Origin of the sequence: Campylobacter novaezeelandiae (genome assembly GCF_018968685.1) — a bacterium.
Taxonomy (GTDB): domain Bacteria; phylum Campylobacterota; class Campylobacteria; order Campylobacterales; family Campylobacteraceae; genus Campylobacter_D; species Campylobacter_D novaezeelandiae.
Genome location: NZ_CP076657.1, coordinates 13,527 through 29,233, shown reverse-complemented (window position 1 = coordinate 29,233; position 15,707 = coordinate 13,527). Strand labels below are relative to the sequence as shown.

Below are 15,707 nucleotides of genomic sequence, written 5' to 3'. Positions count from 1 at the left end.
ATCTTTTCATTGTTTTAAATAGTCAAAAACAGAACTAAATTCTTTTAATTCAATTTCGCTATATTTTTCACATTCTTTTATAGTTGGGTTTTGATTTTGAAAACTTATACTTAAATTACTTGATACTAAATTATATTTATGTTCATCTTTGTTTATATTAAAACAAATAAAATTTCCAATATCTATTTTAGCATTTGTGCAAATATGTATTTTTACTCCATCCATTTTTTCATTAAGTTTATCAATCTTAGAACTAATTTCAAATTTTAAATTTATCAATTCTTTATACTGCTCAATCAAAAAATTATATTTATTTAACTTTTCGCTATAAGCGCTTAAAAGAAGTTTGCATTTTTTAGCATTAATAAAATTAGTTTGTTCACTCAATAAATATTTATAAGTTTTTTCTAAATTCAAAAGAACTATTTTTAAAGAATGTTCTAGTTTTACACTTAAATCTTTAAAATTAAATAATTCTTTATTTGATTTTTCAATATCACTATATTCAAAATAAATTTTATTATTATCTTTCATACAATTTTCAACAATAAGCTTTTTTCTAGGATAAATTTTATTACCCTTTAAACAATCTTTAATAAAAATATTATCAGCTTCTATAATTGCACCAGAACATTTTTCTATATAAACATCCTTAGCCTTAACATGTCCTTGCTCTAAATTTTTAATATAAACACAATCTGCTTGCAAAAATCCCTTATGGATATTTATAAAAACATCACTTCCATAAATTTGTGATTTTGCATGTGTAGCACCTTGGATAATTATTGTTTTACCATGCAATTGTGTATATCCAACATTGCCATTTATTTTTACTTTAGAAGTTTGAATATTTACTATACCTGATTTAACAGCATCATCTATTGAATTATTAACAATTTCGACACAAACATCTTCATCTAAGTCTGTTTTGATTGTTCCTGTCGTCTTAAGTCCAACCTGAGAAACTTTTAATGTATTTGAAATTCCATAACCTTCATTATCTTGAAACAAAAATCCATATTTTGCACTGTAGTATTTTATCCTATCATTGAAATTGATCTCATATATACTTTGATCTTTAAGTTTAAAAGGGTTATTTAAAAATTTAATTTCTTTTGGAAGTATGGGTTTTCCTTGTAAATTCTTTCCTTTTTTACCTTCTATTTTTAAAACATATTCAAAAAGCAACTCATCCTTTTGAACAGGTCTGCAATAATCCTTCTCATCATAAGAGTGATCTAGCTTATCATCTAAATGTCTATGAAATTTTACCTCATCAATTTTTCCTTCTTGAGTATCAACCCCTCGACTTATAATAATTTCATATTCTTTATCTTTAAAACCTTGTTTTATGGCTTGGACAATATTATTAATATTATTGTCTAAATTTCTATCCAATCTTATGATAAGAATTTTATATTTTACCATACCTTTAAAAAGTTCTTGAAAAATATCATTTTTAAGCTCGGTATAATAGCTTAAATTACTAGAAACCACCAAACTTGCTTTTAAACAAAGTAAATTTTTATCACTTTTAAAAGAAAATTTAAACAATTTTGAATTTTTTGGAACCATTTCTATCAAAAATTCCTGAGTTATATCTTGAAAGCCATCTAAAAAGAATTCATCAGAATAAAATAAATTTAAATCTTCTTCTTGATAAGTTTTCTTTTTCCTAGTTTTAAAATTTGTACAAATTGTATTATAGTTTAATATCTTAAAATCTAACTCTTGAGACGTTTTGTTTTGTTCTTGTTTTAAAGACTCGTAGGGATTAAAAGTTTTTATTAATTTTGACATTTTCAAACCTTTTTTTAAAATATTCAAATGTTTCTTCTTTGTTTGTAATTTTCTCTTTTAGACATAACGCTTCTTTACAAGAAGGGCATCTAAAATACCTTTTTTCCTTTAAAAGCTCTTCATGAATACTTTGTGGCACTCTATGAATTTTCAAATCACAATTGCAAATATAAAAAAATTGATATTCTTTTCCTATGTCTTGATTTGCAATCATTTTTTTTAAATTAATATACTGCTCCAAAGTATAATGAATTTCTCCAGTATAAATTAACCTTGTTAAATAATTGTTTATTAAAATATCCTCAGTACAAACATGATTTAAAATCCAACTTTTTGTTAATATAGATAATTGCTCTATAACATTTGATATATCAATATCATTTACCAATAACAAATTTTTTGTTTTATTTGCCAGTTCTTTATGAACTCTTCTATGTTCTTCTAAAAAGGGAAAATTTATTTTTTCCATAAATTCTTCTTCATTCTTAAAATGAAATTTAATATAATTAAATAATTTAAAAATGATGCTTTTAAAATTATCCCTATCCTCTTTTTCAAAGTTGTTTTGAACCTTTTTAACAAAATCATCTATTTCATCAACTATCTTAAAAAGTTCTTGATGTTGTTTATCTAGACTTTTTTCATTAATGGAATACTCACTACACCAAACAATACCAGCCATAGCTATCCTTTTTTCTAATTTTTCTGACGTTAACAAAAAATAAATAAAAATAAAATAAAAAAATTCCTTTTTTAAAAAATTACACGGGGGGGGGGGGTTACAAAAATACGCATTTAGCATTTGAAACTTTTAATATTTAAAACTTTTTAAGACTAATATGCTATAATAACTACGCCTTTTTTCAGACCTGTGCAATATTTTATTTAAACATCGCTTCAGGGTAGGAATACAGCAGAGCACTTAAATTTTATATGTGCCGCAGCCATCTGGGAAAAGGTTTTATTCTATTTCCCTAGTAATACGATTTCTAATATCTCTACGAACTATTTCTATACTCCAAAGCCAAACTATATGACCAAATAATTCAGAAATATGCTCATCTAAAGGAATTTGTGAAAGCGGTGGAACTTCAGCTATCAAAGGCATAACTATAACATGAGCAAAAAGATAGACAAAAAAACCAAAAACAGCGCCTTGCCACATTTTAATGCGAGGATAATACTCTGCTATCATACAATAAGCTATAGCAAATACAACAGAAAATCCTATATGCACAATAAAAATTGAAAGAGGTAGCTCAACTCCAGAAAAAACATAAGTTAGATCTGTTGGCAAACCAAGTTGTTCTAAAAAAATCTTAGGAGGAGTAGTTCTTTCCAAAGAATCTAAAGGCCAAGGAAAATTCGGATTTCTAGGAGGAAAAGGAACTTCCCATCCCCACTTAACTATAGCACCAAAAACTCCAGCTAAAATCCCTATAAAAAAAGATAAAACAACATGTTTTTGCGTCAAGTTATCAACTTTCATTTTTACCCCTTAATGAAATTTTTGAATAATTTAATATATTTTTATTTAAAATATATTAAATTCCAATTTATTATGTTTAATAACTTAAATATTTAAACTAAAATATTGTTTAAATTCCTCGCAAATTGTTAAAAAATTTACTCCATCTATAGATTTATTTTGCTTAAAAAAATCAAACATATCTTTAAATCCATCTTCTAATTCTTTAGATCGAACTCCATAGCTAATAGAAAGCCCTGCTTCTATAAAGGCTGCTAATTTATCACAATGCTTTAAAGCTTTACCATCAATAGCTCCAAATTCATCTTGATTAAAAGAAGCCAAACTTCCACTGCAAAGCTCAACTATTTTATTTTTATAGGTGCGATTTTCAAATTCATTCTTTACAAAAGCTCCCTCATTATCTCTTCCTTCTCTTATACCTAAAATATAAGCAAATTCAGCTCTTAAATTTTCAGGAATTAAAGGCAAAATCCTTTCATTGATAAGTTTCATTTCATAATCATTGATAATAGTATGAAGTCCATCTACTCCATATTTAACAGGGCTTATAATATCTCTTGTTAAACTTTCTGGCAAATCGTGAAATAAAGCACAATAAAAATTATTTTCAAGTCTTTTATTGCAAGCTTTTATTTCCAAAGAATAAAAATATCCCAAAATAGCCACTACAAGCATATGACCCAAAACAGCAGTTTCTGGAATTCTAGGAGTTTGAGCCCAACGTTTTTGAAAACGAAGTCTGCCACTTAGCTCAATGATTTTAGCAATTTTTTGATTTAAGGCAATTTTTCTAACTCCTATAAGCTCATAATAATCCTCTAATTCTTCTTCAACTTTATTTTTAATTTCTTCTATATCATTTAAAAAAGATGAGGTTTGATAAACTATATTAAACTCCCATTTTGTTGCAAAATAAGATGCTGCTTTTAAAATCAACTTTTCCTTAGGATAAGAATTGGTCTTTAAATATTCTTCAAAACGCTTTAAAAATTCTCCATTTTCAATATGTCCTATCATAGGTTCGATCTTATTTAAAACCCATTTATTCATCTCATCTTTTTTTTGTCTTAATATTTCATGATAAACATCTGGGCGTATATCAGTCACCACAACACGACTTAAAAATTCAAATATTCCACCCTCAATAATAACTCTCATATTAACATCTTGCTCCATTTTGGCAATAAAATAAGCAATAATAAATTTATGCGCTTGTTTATCAAGTTCAACTAAATTTGTCATTCTTGGATAATCATTCCATCTGCTAATTGATGCAGCTTTAAAAATATGTTCTATTAAATTTATACTAATCATTCATATCCTTTCATTTTTTAAAGCGATTTTATCATTTTCTTATTTGAAAAACATTATTTAAATCAAAAATAGCATTTTTTATATCTATTATCAACTTAAACGCCAATAATAATTAAATCAAAAATTATAATTAGTATATAATTTAATCTATGATTTTACACACAAGTACACAATATTTTTTAATTAAAAGGATATAAATGGATAAAAAAGCACTTTGCATCATAAGTGGAGGAATGGATAGCACTGTATGTGCTTATTTGGCAAAAGAACAAGGTTTTAAGGTTGTAGCCTTACATTTTGATTACAATCAACGCACGCAAAATAAAGAAAGAGAATGTTTTAAACAAATTTGTAAAAATTTAGGAGTGGAAAAATCCTATATTTTAGATACTTCTTTTATAAAGGATATAGGAGGCAATGCCTTAACTGATACAAATTTAACTATACCTAAAAATGAACTTCACTTAAACAATACTTCACCTATTACCTATGTACCGTTTAGAAATGGAATTTTTTTAAGTATAGCAGGTTCTTTGGCAGAAAAAGAAAAATGTGAAGCCATTTTTATCGGGGTAATTGAAGAGGATAATAGCGGATACCCAGATTGCACAACCGAGTTTATAAAAAAGGCACAAGAATTTATTAATGAAGGAACAAGTAAAAATTATAAAGTCGAAATTATAACCCCTTTAATTAACCTAAAAAAAGAACAAATCATCTCTTTGGCTTTGAAAAAAAATATTCCTTTGGAATTAACTTGGTCTTGTTATGAAAGCGAAAATGAAGCTTGCGGGGAATGCGATAGTTGTTTGCTTCGTTTAAAAGGCTTTAATAATGCTAATCTTGAAGATAAAATCCCTTATTCAAATAAAATAAAACATTTAAAAAAACTAGATGAAAATGAAAGAAAATCTCTGCTTGAAATTTGGGAAAAAAGTGTTTTAGCCACTCATCATTTTTTAGATGAAAAAAATTTTAATATCATAAAAGATTATCTAAAAAATGCTGATTTAACAGAACTTCAATTTTTATTCTATTATAAAAATAAAAAATTAGTAGGTTTTTTAGGGTTTCATGATGATATTATAGAAATGCTTTTTATTGATCCTCAATATTTTCGCCAAAAATGTGGAGAAAAACTTATAAAAAAAGCTTTAAATGATTTTAATATCCAAAGAGTTGAGGTCAATAAAGACAATTTAAATGCTATAAAATTTTATAAAAAAATGGGATTTAAGGGCAACAAAGAATATGTTGATGATTTTGGCTATACATTAATAAAATTAGAACTAGAATAATTAAACCCTAGAAAACTAGGGTTTAATCAATTTAAAATATAAAGTTTATTTTCATTATTTTGATAAGAAAGAATATTTATCAATCCATCTTTAAAGAAAATACTTCTTGCATTTGTAATAGTTTCTGGATAAGAAATAACTTTTATTACTTCTTCTTTTACTGGATCAATAACTGCAATAACATTATGATTTTTACTTAATGCATAAATTAAACCATTTTTATAAGTCATTGAAGTTACATAAAGATCACCTAGAGTTTTTCCCTCTTTAAGATCAGCTTTTGGTGTAAATTCTCCAGATAATACACGATCTTTTAAAGAAAATTTAGAGATTACAAAGGTTTTTGCATCTTTGTTGTTTGGAGTTGTTGCAAGATAAAAATAATTATTATCTACAGTCATACTTGCCACGTGATTAAATTTGGATCTCACAGTATCTAATCTTCCACGTCCTAAACCTTCTCCTTGACCTTCAAAAATATTTGCACCTTTTATAAAATCAGCATATTGTAAGGTATCATCAGCATTAGGATTTTTCTTAAATCTTAAAAAAGATTTATTTGAACCCATAAGAATAAATTTATCATTCATATAAGGGATAATACCTATGATAGGATCTATAGTAGCTGAAAAATAAGGATCCAATTCAAAACTTTCTTTGATTTTAAAACTATCATCAAGGAAAGCTACATCCCATTTAGAGCTTACTACAAATTCATTATTAATATAATCAAGTGTATTAATTGGTTTATCAAATGCTATTGTTTCTTCTTTTGCAATTTTAAGCTCGCTATCAATTTTTGAAAATGGAGAATTGTTAACATCATTATCAAATTTAATGCCAAGTTTTTCGCTTGCAGGAGCAAAAGCATAATCAGGTGCTTTAACATCACGTTTTCCTAGAAAAGATATATTTTGCCATAAACCATTCCAACTATCTGTGCTCCAAATAATATACTTTGGATTTAAAGTAAATCTTACTGGATCACCTTGTCCTACATATGGAGGAATTCCAGTACTTACAAAAGCTTGAAAAACATTTGAAGCCACAATTAAAGCACTAATAAATACAGCAGCAAAGCTAAATTTAGTAAATTTTCTAAATTTTTCTCCATTTAATTCTTTTTCAAAAGCACCAAATTTAGGAGCAAAAGCAAAAATCACACCTAGTAACAATACAACAGCCCAAAATATAACTTCAGCCCAAAAATAAGTATGGATACCAAAAACAGCTAAACCAAAACCTTGATCCAAGTCGCGATGAGCATGATTTCCATAATGAGCAAAAGATTGATAAAGACCAACAGCTGTCATAATTAAAAGAGCGGCTAAATATTTACCTTTTATACCATAACGAACAATAAAAAGAGCCATTACTCCTATGAAAATCATAGCCTCTCTTTGACCCCAACAAAGAACACAAGGACTATCACCTAACATATAACCAAAAACTAAATTCGCAATTCCAACGGGCAAAAGTATAATTAAAAAACCCGCTAAACACATTAAAGTATAAAAATTTCTTGTTTTATTAATTTCGTTCATTTTAGCCCTTCTTTATAAATTCATTATCGTTAAAAGCGCACCGGTTTTGTGACCAACATAGAAAAAAACCATCATTAACCAAGCTACCATTACTAAAGTAAAAGCAAGTTTTTCTTTTTCTGGCTTTTTAATTATTAATATTAAAGCAATTAAGACCAATAAAAGCTCTAAAAACTCCATAATATTCTCCTTATTTAAAAATTAAAGTATTTTAGTACCAATTACTTAAAACTTCCTAATTTTTCAGAAAGTTTCGAAGCACCATCTAATACATCTTCTGAAATAGTATTTATTTCTATAGAAAGCTCTTTAACCGAATTAGCAAGTTCACTCACTTTATCAATATTTCCCCCTAAGTGTAACATTTTATCTTTTATTTCAGCACTTTTATCTTTCATTGTTTGGGCTGATTGTTTACTTGATTCTAGTTTATACATAGAATTTACAAGTTCATGTTGTAAATCATTTGTTTTAAGAGAAGTTTCTTTCATAGACTCATGGATAGTATCCATTAAAGACTTATTATCATTAATTTGTTGCACTATCATTTGCACAGTCGTATTGATATTAACCAAAGATTTGCTTGTTTTATCAGCTAGTTGTCTTACCTCATCAGCAACAACAGCAAAACCTTTTCCATGTTCTCCTGCACGAGCAGCCTCAATAGCCGCATTTAAAGCTAAAAGATTGGTTTGATCTGCAATATCTCTTATAGAGCTTGTAATAGAAATAATATTATCAGCAGTTTGAGTTAAATAATCCATATTTTTAACAATATTTTGTTCTTTTTCATTACTTTCATTTATCAAATTTACAAGATCTGATAAAGTAGATTCTACTCTATTCATTAATGTGCTCATATCTTGCATATTGGTAATACTTTCTTGGGCAAGATCATGGGCCAACTCAATATGATTATCCAAAGCCTTTGTTATATTTCTTACACTTTGAATTTGTTCATTTTGAGAATTTGAACTTTCCTCTAACAAACTTACATTATTTTTAAGTAATTTTGAATTTTTATAGGACATTTCTGCACTATGAATTGCTTCAAGAACAGAATTTTCAACGGTAGCGATGAAAGTATTAATATAACCTGCACTTTTGCCTAATTCACTTTTTGAACTAATATCCAATCTTGCTTTTAAGTTTGCTTCATTTCCTGCAAGATTAGCACTTAGTTTTTCCAAAATAGAAATAGGAATAACAACTTTTTTTAATGTTACTAGCACAAATAAACCAAGTAAAATAATAGTAACAAAAACTATACCTAAAGCAAAGTAAAGACTATTGAGTCTAGCATCTGCTAATTTTTTATTAACTGTATTTTTAAAATCTATAATTTTTGCTTCTAAAGTATTTTCTAAATACATTGAAGAATTTATTTGCATAATATAAATTTGATCAACAATCATTTGAAAATGTTTTAAAAATAAATCAAGTTCTTCATTTTTTATATTTATAGCTTTTAAATTATTGATATATTTTCTAAGAATATCTAAAGTGGTTTTTTCCAAAATACTCTGCGTTGCCAAAACTGTTAAAATTTCATTTGTATTTTTAAGAATTTTAGGCACTTCAGTATGATCTTTTAATCCATTATCTAAATACTCTGTTAATATATTTTTATTTAACTCATAAAGATAATTTTTTGAATTAATAGCAATAGAATTTGCGGATTTAAATTTTTCTAATTGCTCTACTTTAGATTTAAAAATATCAGTAATTTCTGACACATCTATTGAAAGATTGCGTAGATTAGCTAATGAGTTTTCAAATTCCTTGACCAAAATTACACTTGAATCGTAATTAACAAAATTAAATCTTTTTTCAAAAGTTTGATTCATCTTAGAATCCAAAATCTCTAATCCATTTAATAAATTTGTAACCTGCTCATTTCTTTTAGAATTTAAATGATTGCTAAAAATAACAAATAACAATGCCAAAACAAAAACAAAAACAATAGTAGCTAAGAAAATAAACTGATATAAAAAAGAACTTTTATTTGATCTGGTCATTATATTCTCCTGTTAAGCTTTCCAAAAAAGCTACAATATCATCAACAGTTTTTTGATCTAAAAACTTTCCAAGCTGATAATAAGCCATAAATTGGACACAAGCATCTAAAGTAGGAATAGATCCATCGTGATAATACGGAGCCGTTTTAGCAATGTTTCTTAAGCTTGGAACTTTAAATACCATCTTATCTTCAGGGTTTTTAGTTATCTCATATCTTCCTAAAACTTCTTGATTAGGATAATCTTCAAAAACTCCAATTTTTTGATACATATTGCCCCCAATATTTTTTCCTTGATGACAAGCTATACAACCATTATTTTTAAACGCTTCATATCCTCTTTTTGCTTTTTGTGATATAGCAGTAGCATCACCTTGCAAATATCTATCAAAAGGCGAATTTAAAGTAACCAATGTCTTTTCAAACTCTGCTATAGCATCCATTATATTATCTATATTAATTTCTCCATAAATTTTTTTAAAATCATTAATATATGCAGCATTTGCATTAACTTTTTGGATAAGTTCACTATCTGATTCTAATCCCATTTCTATAGGATTAAAAAATGGTACTTTTGCTTGCTCTTTTAAATCCTTAGCCCTACCATTCCAAAACTGAACAAAATTAAATACTGAATTAAACGTTGTAGGAGTATTAAAAGGTTTATCAAGCTGTCCTTTAACTCCAGTTGAAAATTCTTTATTATCAACTCCAAAATTATCGGTTCTATGACAAGTATTGCAGGAAACAGTTCCATCCTTTGATAAACTTGTATCATTATAAAGCTTTTTGCCTAGAATAGCCTTTTCTTTATTATAAGGAACTTCAGATATAGGGGTTATCATATCATCAGCATAAAGTATTGAAATAAATATTAAAAATATTAATTTTTTCATTTAAAAAATAGTCTCTCTTTCTTGTTAGCAAAATTAAATTTCTAACATGTTATTAATTTTAATATAAAAAATAAATAATTTTAAAATTAAAAATGAATATTTTATAATAATAAAATTATAAATATATTAATAAATAATAAAAATTATTAATTGACAAAAGAATTTTTTTGTTATAAAATCATAAAGATTAATAATATATAAATAAAGGATAAACAATGAGACAATACGAAACTTACAAATGCAATAAATGTGGCAACGAAGTTGAAGTTCAAAATGTTGGCGGAGGTAAATTAGTTTGTTGCAATGAAGAAATGCAGTGCATAACAAAAGATTTAACTGCGGTTAATCTAATGAAAGCTTTTGCAGGCGAATCAATGGCTAGGAATAAATATGATCTATTTGCCGATATAGCACAAGAAGAGGGTTGGCACGCAATAGCAAAACATTTTAGAGAAGCGGCAGAAAATGAAAAATGGCATGCAAGAGCTGAATTTAAAGCTTATCATGAAATCGTTGATGGAAAACCTTTAGAAGTTACAACAAAAAATTTAATTAGTGCTGCAGAAGGCGAAAATTATGAACATAGCATTATGTATCCAAATTTTGCAAAAATTGCAGAAGATGAAGGCAAAAAAGCGATCGCAAGATTATTTACAGCTATTGGAAAAGTAGAAATTGAACATGAAAGAGAATATCTAGCTCTTAAAAAAATGCTAGAAGAGGAAGAATTCTTTAATAGCGAAGTAGAAGAACTCTGGGTTTGTGAAGTATGTGGGCATATTCACCGTGGAAAAAAAGCTCCTGCTGCTTGTCCTTTATGCAAAGCTCCAATGGAGTATTTTAAAAGAGAATTTTTAGGATAATTTAAAAATGAAAAAGATTGTATTTTTATTATTTATTTTTTTAGGTGTGCTATTTGCTAAAATTAATATCAATACAGCAAGTATTGAAGAGTTAAAAACCCTTAATGGCATAGGAGAAGCAAAAGCTAAAGCTATCATAGCTTATAGAAAAGAACAAAATTTTACCAGTATAGAAGAAATAAAAAAAGTAAATGGCATAGGAGAAAAAATATTTCAAAATATTAAAGATTCTATTAGCGTTAATTAATTAAAAACCCTCATAAGGGTTTTTAATTTAATCAATATAAACACAATTTGCTTCTAAAAAATCTTAGAAATTTTTCATGATAAAATTCAATACTAAAGAAAATAAAATTAAAAGTTTATTACAATATACTTATGAATTTATTTGCAGAGAATGAAATTATAATAAGCAAAAATTTAATAGGCATAGATGAAGCTGGACGCGGGGCTTTGGCAGGTCCAATGCTTTTATCAGCTTGCAAGCTTCACAAAGATATAACATGGCTTTGCGATTCTAAAAAATTAAATGAAAAAAAGAGAGAAGAACTTTATACGCAAATCATTAAAAATTCAAGCTATTTAATACTTAGTTTTTCTTCTGATCAAATTGATACTTTAGGACTTAGCACTTGTTTAAAAAAAGGTTTAAGCATCATAAAACAACACTTTAACAAAGACAATGATTTTTTATATGATGGCAATACAAATTATGGTATAAGTGGTATAAGAACTCTTATTAAAGCAGATTCTAAAATTCCTCAAGTAAGTGCAGCTAGTATACTTGCAAAAGTAAATAAAGACAGAATAATGAATTTTTTAGCTAAAGAATTCCCACAATATCATTTTGAAAAAAATAAAGCTTATGGCACAAAAATGCATAAAGAATTAATTACTAAATTTGGACCTTGCAAACTTCATCGTAAAAGTTTTAAACTCGTATAATTTTGTATTTAAAAATTTATAGACAAAGAAATTTTCTTTGTCTATAAACCTACCGCACTAAGAGTTTGGTATTTGTTCATATAAATTTGAGCTTCAATTTTTCTCATTGTATCAAGAGCGACTTGAACAACAATTAAAACAGAAGTACCTCCGAAATTAAACGGTACTCCCATAAATTTAACCAAAACCCAAGGTAATGTAGCTATAAGTCCAAGATATATAGAACCTGATAAGGTAAGCCTTGAAGCAATTTCATTTAAATAATTTGCCGTTCCTTCTCCAGGTCTAATTCCTGGTATAAACCCTCCTTGTTTTTTAAGATTCTCTGCTATATCTTTAGAATTAAATACTATAGAAGAATAAAAATAAGCAAAGAAAATAACAAAAAAGAAAGTTAAAATATGAAATATATAACCATTTGGATTTAAAAAATCATTAATAGCTTGCAAATAAGAATTTGTACTTGATTGCAAAATTGTGGCTGGAAACATCAAAATCGCACTTGCAAAAATAGGAGGTATAACACCGCTTAAATTTAATTTGATAGGAATGTAATTCATAATGCGTTTATTTTGATTTTGCATTACAACTTTACGAGAATAAGAAATTGGAATACGACGCTCTCCTAATTCTACATAAATGATAATACCTATAGTTAAAAGTATAAGAACAAATATAGCAAATGCGCTTAAGAAATTCATTTCACCCGAGTTGATTTGACCTACAGTATTTTCTATAGCTCTTGGAATAGCTGAAACAATTCCAGCAAAGATAATTAAAGAAATACCATTGCCAACACCTTTTTGTGTGATTTGTTCTCCTATCCACATTAAAAGCATTGTTCCAGCAAGCATAGATATAGCACAAAGAGCTATAAAAGTATTTGTATCTTCTAATATAATAGCATTAACGCCTCCGCGTCCATGTAAACTTTGTAAACCTATAGCTACACCTATACTTTGAACTAAAGTTATAAAAATAGTTGCATAACGAATAATTTGCATATACTTTTGCATACCATCACGTTCTTTTTTCATTTTTCCGATATTTGGAAAAGTAGCAGCTAAAAGTTCCATAATAATAGAAGCTGTAATATAAGGCATAATTCCTAAAGAAATAATAGAAAATCGTTCAGCTGCTCCTCCGCTAAAAACATTAAACAAACCCAAGGCATTATTTTGATTATTATTAAAAAATTCTGCAATTACATCAGCATTGACGCCAGGAACAGCCACATAAGCTAAAACCCTATAGGCGAATAAAAACGCTAAGGTAATTAAAATTTTATTCGTCAATGCTTTATTCATTATTTTATTCCACTAATACTTATATTTTGATCTTTCACTTTAGAAGCTAAATCTTTAGCACTCTTTCCAATTAATTTGATTTTTTTAACAGCTTTTGAAATTTTATGTATGCTTTTAATACTTTCAAAGCTAATTTCATTTAATTCTTTAATAGCCACAATTTTTTCAACATTAATTTCATAAGGCTTTTCTACTCTAGAAGTAAAACCTACTTTTGGTAATCTTCTTTGGAGTGGTTGTTGTCCTCCTTCAAAACCTCTTTTCTCGTTATATCCTTTTCTTGCAGTTTGGCCTTTGCCTCCTTTAGTAGAAGTTTTACCCATACCAGAGCCTTGACCACGTCCAATTCTTTTAGTTTTATGCGTTGAACCCGCTGCTTTTGTCAAATTCATCTTCTTATCCTTTTAGCATTGTTAAAGCTTTAATTGTAGCACGAACTACATTTGCAGAATTATTTGAACCTAAAGATTTAGTTAAAATATCTTTAATACCTGCAAGTTCCACGATAGGACGTGTTGAACCACCTGCAATAACTCCTGTTCCTTCACTTGCTGGTCTAAGCAAAATTCTACTTGCATTATATTTAACTTCTACATCATGAGCGATAGTAGAACCTTTAGTTTTTACTTCAACCATATTTTTAAAGGCATCATCAACAGCTTTACGAATAGCATCAGGAACTTCTTTAGCTTTTCCATAACCTACGCCTACTAGACCTTTACGATTTCCTACTATAACTAAAGCAGTAAATCTAAATCTTCTACCACCTTTAACAACTTTAGTAACCCTGCCGATATCGACGATTACTTCTTCAAATTCTTCTCTATTATATTTTTCCATCGATCCTCCTTTGGGTTATAGCTTAATGCCATTTTCTCTTAAAGACTCAGCTAAAGCTGCAATTACACCATGATAAACATAACCATTTCTATCAAAAATGCCTTGTTCAATTTTTTTAGCTTTTAGAATTTTTGCAAATTCAGCAGCTATTTTTTTAGCACCTTCTTTATTTGCTTTTACATTCATCTTGCGTCCATCAATTGCTGCCAAAGTTACAGCTTTAACATCATCAATAGCTTGTATATATAGGGTTTTATTTGATTTAAAAACAGAAATTCTAGGTAAAACTTCAGTTCCAGAAATTCTTGCTCTAATTCTTTTTTTTCTTTTAATTCTTAAAGAAATTTTTCTTTTTAATATATTTACTCTCATACCCTATCCTTACTTCTTAGATGTTTTACCAGCTTTACGGATAATGCGTTCATCAGAATATTTAACGCCTTTACCCTTATATGGTTCTGGTGGTCTAAACTCACGAATTTGAGCAGCAACTTGTCCAACAACTTGCTTATCACTTCCTTTTACAATGATATTATTTTTATCTACTACGATTTCAATACCTTCAGGAATATCATAATTAATAGGATGTGAAAAGCCAAGAACTAATTCTAATACTTTTCCTTTTAATGCTGCTTTATAACCAACACCATTGATTTCAAGAGTTTTTGAGAAACCTTGAGTAATCCCTACAATCACATTATAAGCAAGCGCTCTATAAGTTCCCCAGTAAGCTCTACTTTGTCTGTCTTCACCCTTTGGAGAAAAAATAATTTGTTTATCTTTAATTTCAACATTAACATTAGCTTTTGTATCAAGCTCTTTTGTTAAATTTCCTTTTTTAAATTTTAAAAAATTTCCTTCTATTGTAACTTCTACCCCATCTGGAATAGAAATCGGTTGTTTACCTATACGAGACATATTTTTCCTTTTTATTTGTCTAGGATATTTCTACTTTTTAAAGAATGGATACCCAATGCCATAAAAAGTAAGATTACCAAATGGTACATAAAATTTCGCCACCTACTCCAGCTTTAAAAGCTTCATCGTTTGGCAAAACACCTTTACTTGTGCTAACTACTATAGTTCCATAACCATTCTTGAAACGTTTAATTTCATCTTTACCTTTATAAACACGACGACCTGGTTTAGAAACTCTTTTAATTTCATTTATAACACTTTGTCCCTTTTCGTCGTATTTTAAAACTACGTTAACAAATTTCTTTTTATCTTCTTCAATAATATTGAAACTTTCAATATAACCTTTTGTCTGAAAAATACTCACTAAAGCTTCTATAACATTAGAATGTAAAAGCTTAGTAGTTTCAAGCTTTCTCATACTTGCATTTCTAATACGAGTAAGTGAATCTGAAATTATATCATTGATCATTATC

At 27.7% G+C, this 15,707-nt stretch carries 18 protein-coding genes, 1 other RNA gene and 2 pseudogenes; 6 read left to right on the top strand and 15 right to left on the bottom strand.

Annotation, left to right across the window (positions count from 1 at the left end; all coding sequences use genetic code 11):
* Positions 1-6: 6 nt before the first annotated feature.
* Both CNZW441b_RS00200 and CNZW441b_RS00195 read right to left on the bottom strand, forming a co-directional pair.
* Positions 7-1,800, bottom strand: a complete 1,794-nt coding sequence (locus CNZW441b_RS00200) for a flagellar assembly protein A (RefSeq protein WP_131165619.1) — start codon at positions 1,798-1,800, stop codon at positions 7-9.
* Entirely contained in the window at positions 1,775-2,482 is a 708-nt protein-coding gene (locus tag CNZW441b_RS00195) for a bacteriohemerythrin (RefSeq protein WP_166683052.1), read from the bottom strand. Before CNZW441b_RS00195 ends, CNZW441b_RS00200 begins: the two co-directional genes overlap by 26 nt.
* 178 nt (positions 2,483-2,660) lie before the next feature.
* On the opposite strand from CNZW441b_RS00195, the gene ffs reads away from it, so the two are divergent.
* An RNA gene (gene ffs, locus CNZW441b_RS00190) (signal recognition particle sRNA small type) lies at positions 2,661-2,758 on the top strand.
* 3 nt (positions 2,759-2,761) lie between these two features.
* Here ffs and CNZW441b_RS00185 read toward each other — a convergent pair.
* Both CNZW441b_RS00185 and CNZW441b_RS00180 read right to left on the bottom strand, forming a co-directional pair.
* Positions 2,762-3,289, bottom strand: coding sequence for a YagU family protein (locus tag CNZW441b_RS00185; RefSeq protein ID WP_131186434.1), 528 nt, complete (start codon positions 3,287-3,289; stop codon positions 2,762-2,764).
* An 84-nt stretch (positions 3,290-3,373) separates the two neighbouring features.
* Entirely contained in the window at positions 3,374-4,606 is a 1,233-nt protein-coding gene (locus tag CNZW441b_RS00180; protein ID WP_131165622.1) for an HD domain-containing protein, read from the bottom strand.
* A gap of 197 nt (positions 4,607-4,803) precedes the next feature.
* On the opposite strand from CNZW441b_RS00180, the pseudogene queC reads away from it, so the two are divergent.
* A pseudogene (gene queC / locus CNZW441b_RS08075) lies at positions 4,804-5,475 on the top strand (7-cyano-7-deazaguanine synthase QueC); the annotation flags it as partial.
* Positions 5,461-5,904: a GNAT family N-acetyltransferase gene (locus CNZW441b_RS08070; protein ID WP_243830438.1), complete on the top strand. Its 444-nt coding sequence runs from the start codon at positions 5,461-5,463 to the stop codon at positions 5,902-5,904. The pseudogene queC and the gene CNZW441b_RS08070, both read left to right, overlap by 15 nt.
* 26 nt (positions 5,905-5,930) lie before the next feature.
* Here the strand turns inward: CNZW441b_RS08070 and dsbI are convergent, their stop codons facing one another.
* From dsbI to CNZW441b_RS00155, 5 genes and pseudogenes are all read right to left on the bottom strand, one after another.
* Entirely contained in the window at positions 5,931-7,448 is a 1,518-nt protein-coding gene (gene dsbI / locus CNZW441b_RS00170; RefSeq protein WP_131165623.1) for a disulfide bond formation protein DsbI, read from the bottom strand.
* 12 nt (positions 7,449-7,460) lie between these two features.
* Positions 7,461-7,628, bottom strand: coding sequence for a disulfide bond formation protein Dba (gene dba / locus CNZW441b_RS00165; RefSeq protein ID WP_131163253.1), 168 nt, complete (start codon positions 7,626-7,628; stop codon positions 7,461-7,463).
* 41 nt (positions 7,629-7,669) lie between these two features.
* The gene (locus CNZW441b_RS08250) at positions 7,670-8,212 is read right to left on the bottom strand and encodes a methyl-accepting chemotaxis protein (RefSeq protein ID WP_424944991.1); all 543 of its coding nucleotides are present in this window, start codon (positions 8,210-8,212) and stop codon (positions 7,670-7,672) included.
* Positions 8,213-8,806: 594 nt separating this feature from the next.
* A pseudogene (locus CNZW441b_RS08245) lies at positions 8,807-9,466 on the bottom strand (DAHL domain-containing protein); the annotation flags it as partial.
* A complete protein-coding gene (locus CNZW441b_RS00155; protein ID WP_131186437.1) occupies positions 9,450-10,361 on the bottom strand; it encodes a cytochrome-c peroxidase in 912 nt (303 codons plus the stop codon). The gene CNZW441b_RS00155 and the pseudogene CNZW441b_RS08245, both read right to left, overlap by 17 nt.
* Positions 10,362-10,576: 215 nt before the next feature.
* Between CNZW441b_RS00155 and CNZW441b_RS00150 the strand changes: the two genes are divergently transcribed.
* The 3 genes from CNZW441b_RS00150 (at position 10,577) to CNZW441b_RS00140 (ending at position 12,169) form a co-directional block, all read left to right on the top strand.
* Entirely contained in the window at positions 10,577-11,224 is a 648-nt protein-coding gene (locus tag CNZW441b_RS00150; protein WP_131163250.1) for a ferritin family protein, read from the top strand.
* Positions 11,225-11,231: 7 nt separating this feature from the next.
* Complete coding sequence (locus CNZW441b_RS00145; RefSeq protein ID WP_131163249.1) at positions 11,232-11,471, top strand: ComEA family DNA-binding protein; 240 nt, start codon at positions 11,232-11,234, stop codon at positions 11,469-11,471.
* Positions 11,472-11,602: 131 nt separating this feature from the next.
* On the top strand, positions 11,603-12,169 hold the full coding sequence (locus CNZW441b_RS00140) for a ribonuclease HII (RefSeq protein WP_216681401.1): 567 nt from the start codon (positions 11,603-11,605) through the stop codon (positions 12,167-12,169).
* A 41-nt stretch (positions 12,170-12,210) separates the two neighbouring features.
* Here the strand turns inward: CNZW441b_RS00140 and secY are convergent, their stop codons facing one another.
* The 6 genes from secY to rpsH form a co-directional block, all read right to left on the bottom strand.
* Positions 12,211-13,476 (bottom strand): preprotein translocase subunit SecY, encoded by a 1,266-nt coding sequence (gene secY, locus CNZW441b_RS00135; protein WP_131163247.1) that lies wholly within the window; start codon positions 13,474-13,476, stop codon positions 12,211-12,213.
* Positions 13,476-13,868 (bottom strand): 50S ribosomal protein L15, encoded by a 393-nt coding sequence (gene rplO, locus CNZW441b_RS00130; RefSeq protein WP_131163246.1) that lies wholly within the window; start codon positions 13,866-13,868, stop codon positions 13,476-13,478. The genes secY and rplO overlap by 1 nt, the downstream gene beginning before the upstream one ends.
* Positions 13,869-13,872: 4 nt before the next feature.
* A complete protein-coding gene (rpsE, locus tag CNZW441b_RS00125; protein WP_131163245.1) occupies positions 13,873-14,316 on the bottom strand; it encodes a 30S ribosomal protein S5 in 444 nt (147 codons plus the stop codon).
* 15 nt (positions 14,317-14,331) lie between these two features.
* Complete coding sequence (gene rplR, locus CNZW441b_RS00120; protein WP_131163244.1) at positions 14,332-14,688, bottom strand: 50S ribosomal protein L18; 357 nt, start codon at positions 14,686-14,688, stop codon at positions 14,332-14,334.
* Positions 14,689-14,697: 9 nt separating this feature from the next.
* On the bottom strand, positions 14,698-15,234 hold the full coding sequence (gene rplF / locus CNZW441b_RS00115) for a 50S ribosomal protein L6 (protein WP_131163243.1): 537 nt from the start codon (positions 15,232-15,234) through the stop codon (positions 14,698-14,700).
* Between the two features lie 73 nt (positions 15,235-15,307).
* Complete coding sequence (rpsH, locus tag CNZW441b_RS00110; RefSeq protein WP_131163242.1) at positions 15,308-15,703, bottom strand: 30S ribosomal protein S8; 396 nt, start codon at positions 15,701-15,703, stop codon at positions 15,308-15,310.
* Positions 15,704-15,707: the final 4 nt, after the last annotated feature.

Excerpts from the sequence above, each read along its gene's own strand:
- dba (WP_131163253.1), bottom strand. The coding sequence starts at position 7,628 with ATGGAGTTTTTAGAGCTTTTATTGGTCTTAATTGCTTTAATATTAATA.
- rplO (WP_131163246.1), bottom strand. The coding sequence starts at position 13,868 with ATGAATTTGACAAAAGCAGCGGGTTCAACGCATAAAACTAAAAGAATT.
- rpsE (WP_131163245.1), bottom strand. The coding sequence starts at position 14,316 with ATGGAAAAATATAATAGAGAAGAATTTGAAGAAGTAATCGTCGATATC.
- CNZW441b_RS00200 (WP_131165619.1), bottom strand. The coding sequence starts at position 1,800 with ATGTCAAAATTAATAAAAACTTTTAATCCCTACGAGTCTTTAAAACAA.
- dsbI (WP_131165623.1), bottom strand. The coding sequence starts at position 7,448 with ATGAACGAAATTAATAAAACAAGAAATTTTTATACTTTAATGTGTTTA.
- rpsH (WP_131163242.1), bottom strand. The coding sequence starts at position 15,703 with ATGATCAATGATATAATTTCAGATTCACTTACTCGTATTAGAAATGCA.
- CNZW441b_RS00195 (WP_166683052.1), bottom strand. The coding sequence starts at position 2,482 with ATGGCTGGTATTGTTTGGTGTAGTGAGTATTCCATTAATGAAAAAAGT.
- CNZW441b_RS08250 (WP_424944991.1), bottom strand. The coding sequence starts at position 8,212 with ATGGATTATTTAACTCAAACTGCTGATAATATTATTTCTATTACAAGC.
- CNZW441b_RS00145 (WP_131163249.1), top strand. The coding sequence starts at position 11,232 with ATGAAAAAGATTGTATTTTTATTATTTATTTTTTTAGGTGTGCTATTT.
- secY (WP_131163247.1), bottom strand. The coding sequence starts at position 13,476 with ATGAATAAAGCATTGACGAATAAAATTTTAATTACCTTAGCGTTTTTA.
- rplF (WP_131163243.1), bottom strand. The coding sequence starts at position 15,234 with ATGTCTCGTATAGGTAAACAACCGATTTCTATTCCAGATGGGGTAGAA.
- CNZW441b_RS00185 (WP_131186434.1), bottom strand. The coding sequence starts at position 3,289 with ATGAAAGTTGATAACTTGACGCAAAAACATGTTGTTTTATCTTTTTTT.
- CNZW441b_RS00150 (WP_131163250.1), top strand. The coding sequence starts at position 10,577 with ATGAGACAATACGAAACTTACAAATGCAATAAATGTGGCAACGAAGTT.
- CNZW441b_RS00155 (WP_131186437.1), bottom strand. The coding sequence starts at position 10,361 with ATGAAAAAATTAATATTTTTAATATTTATTTCAATACTTTATGCTGAT.
- rplR (WP_131163244.1), bottom strand. The coding sequence starts at position 14,688 with ATGAGAGTAAATATATTAAAAAGAAAAATTTCTTTAAGAATTAAAAGA.
- CNZW441b_RS00180 (WP_131165622.1), bottom strand. The coding sequence starts at position 4,606 with ATGATTAGTATAAATTTAATAGAACATATTTTTAAAGCTGCATCAATT.
- CNZW441b_RS00140 (WP_216681401.1), top strand. The coding sequence starts at position 11,603 with ATGAATTTATTTGCAGAGAATGAAATTATAATAAGCAAAAATTTAATA.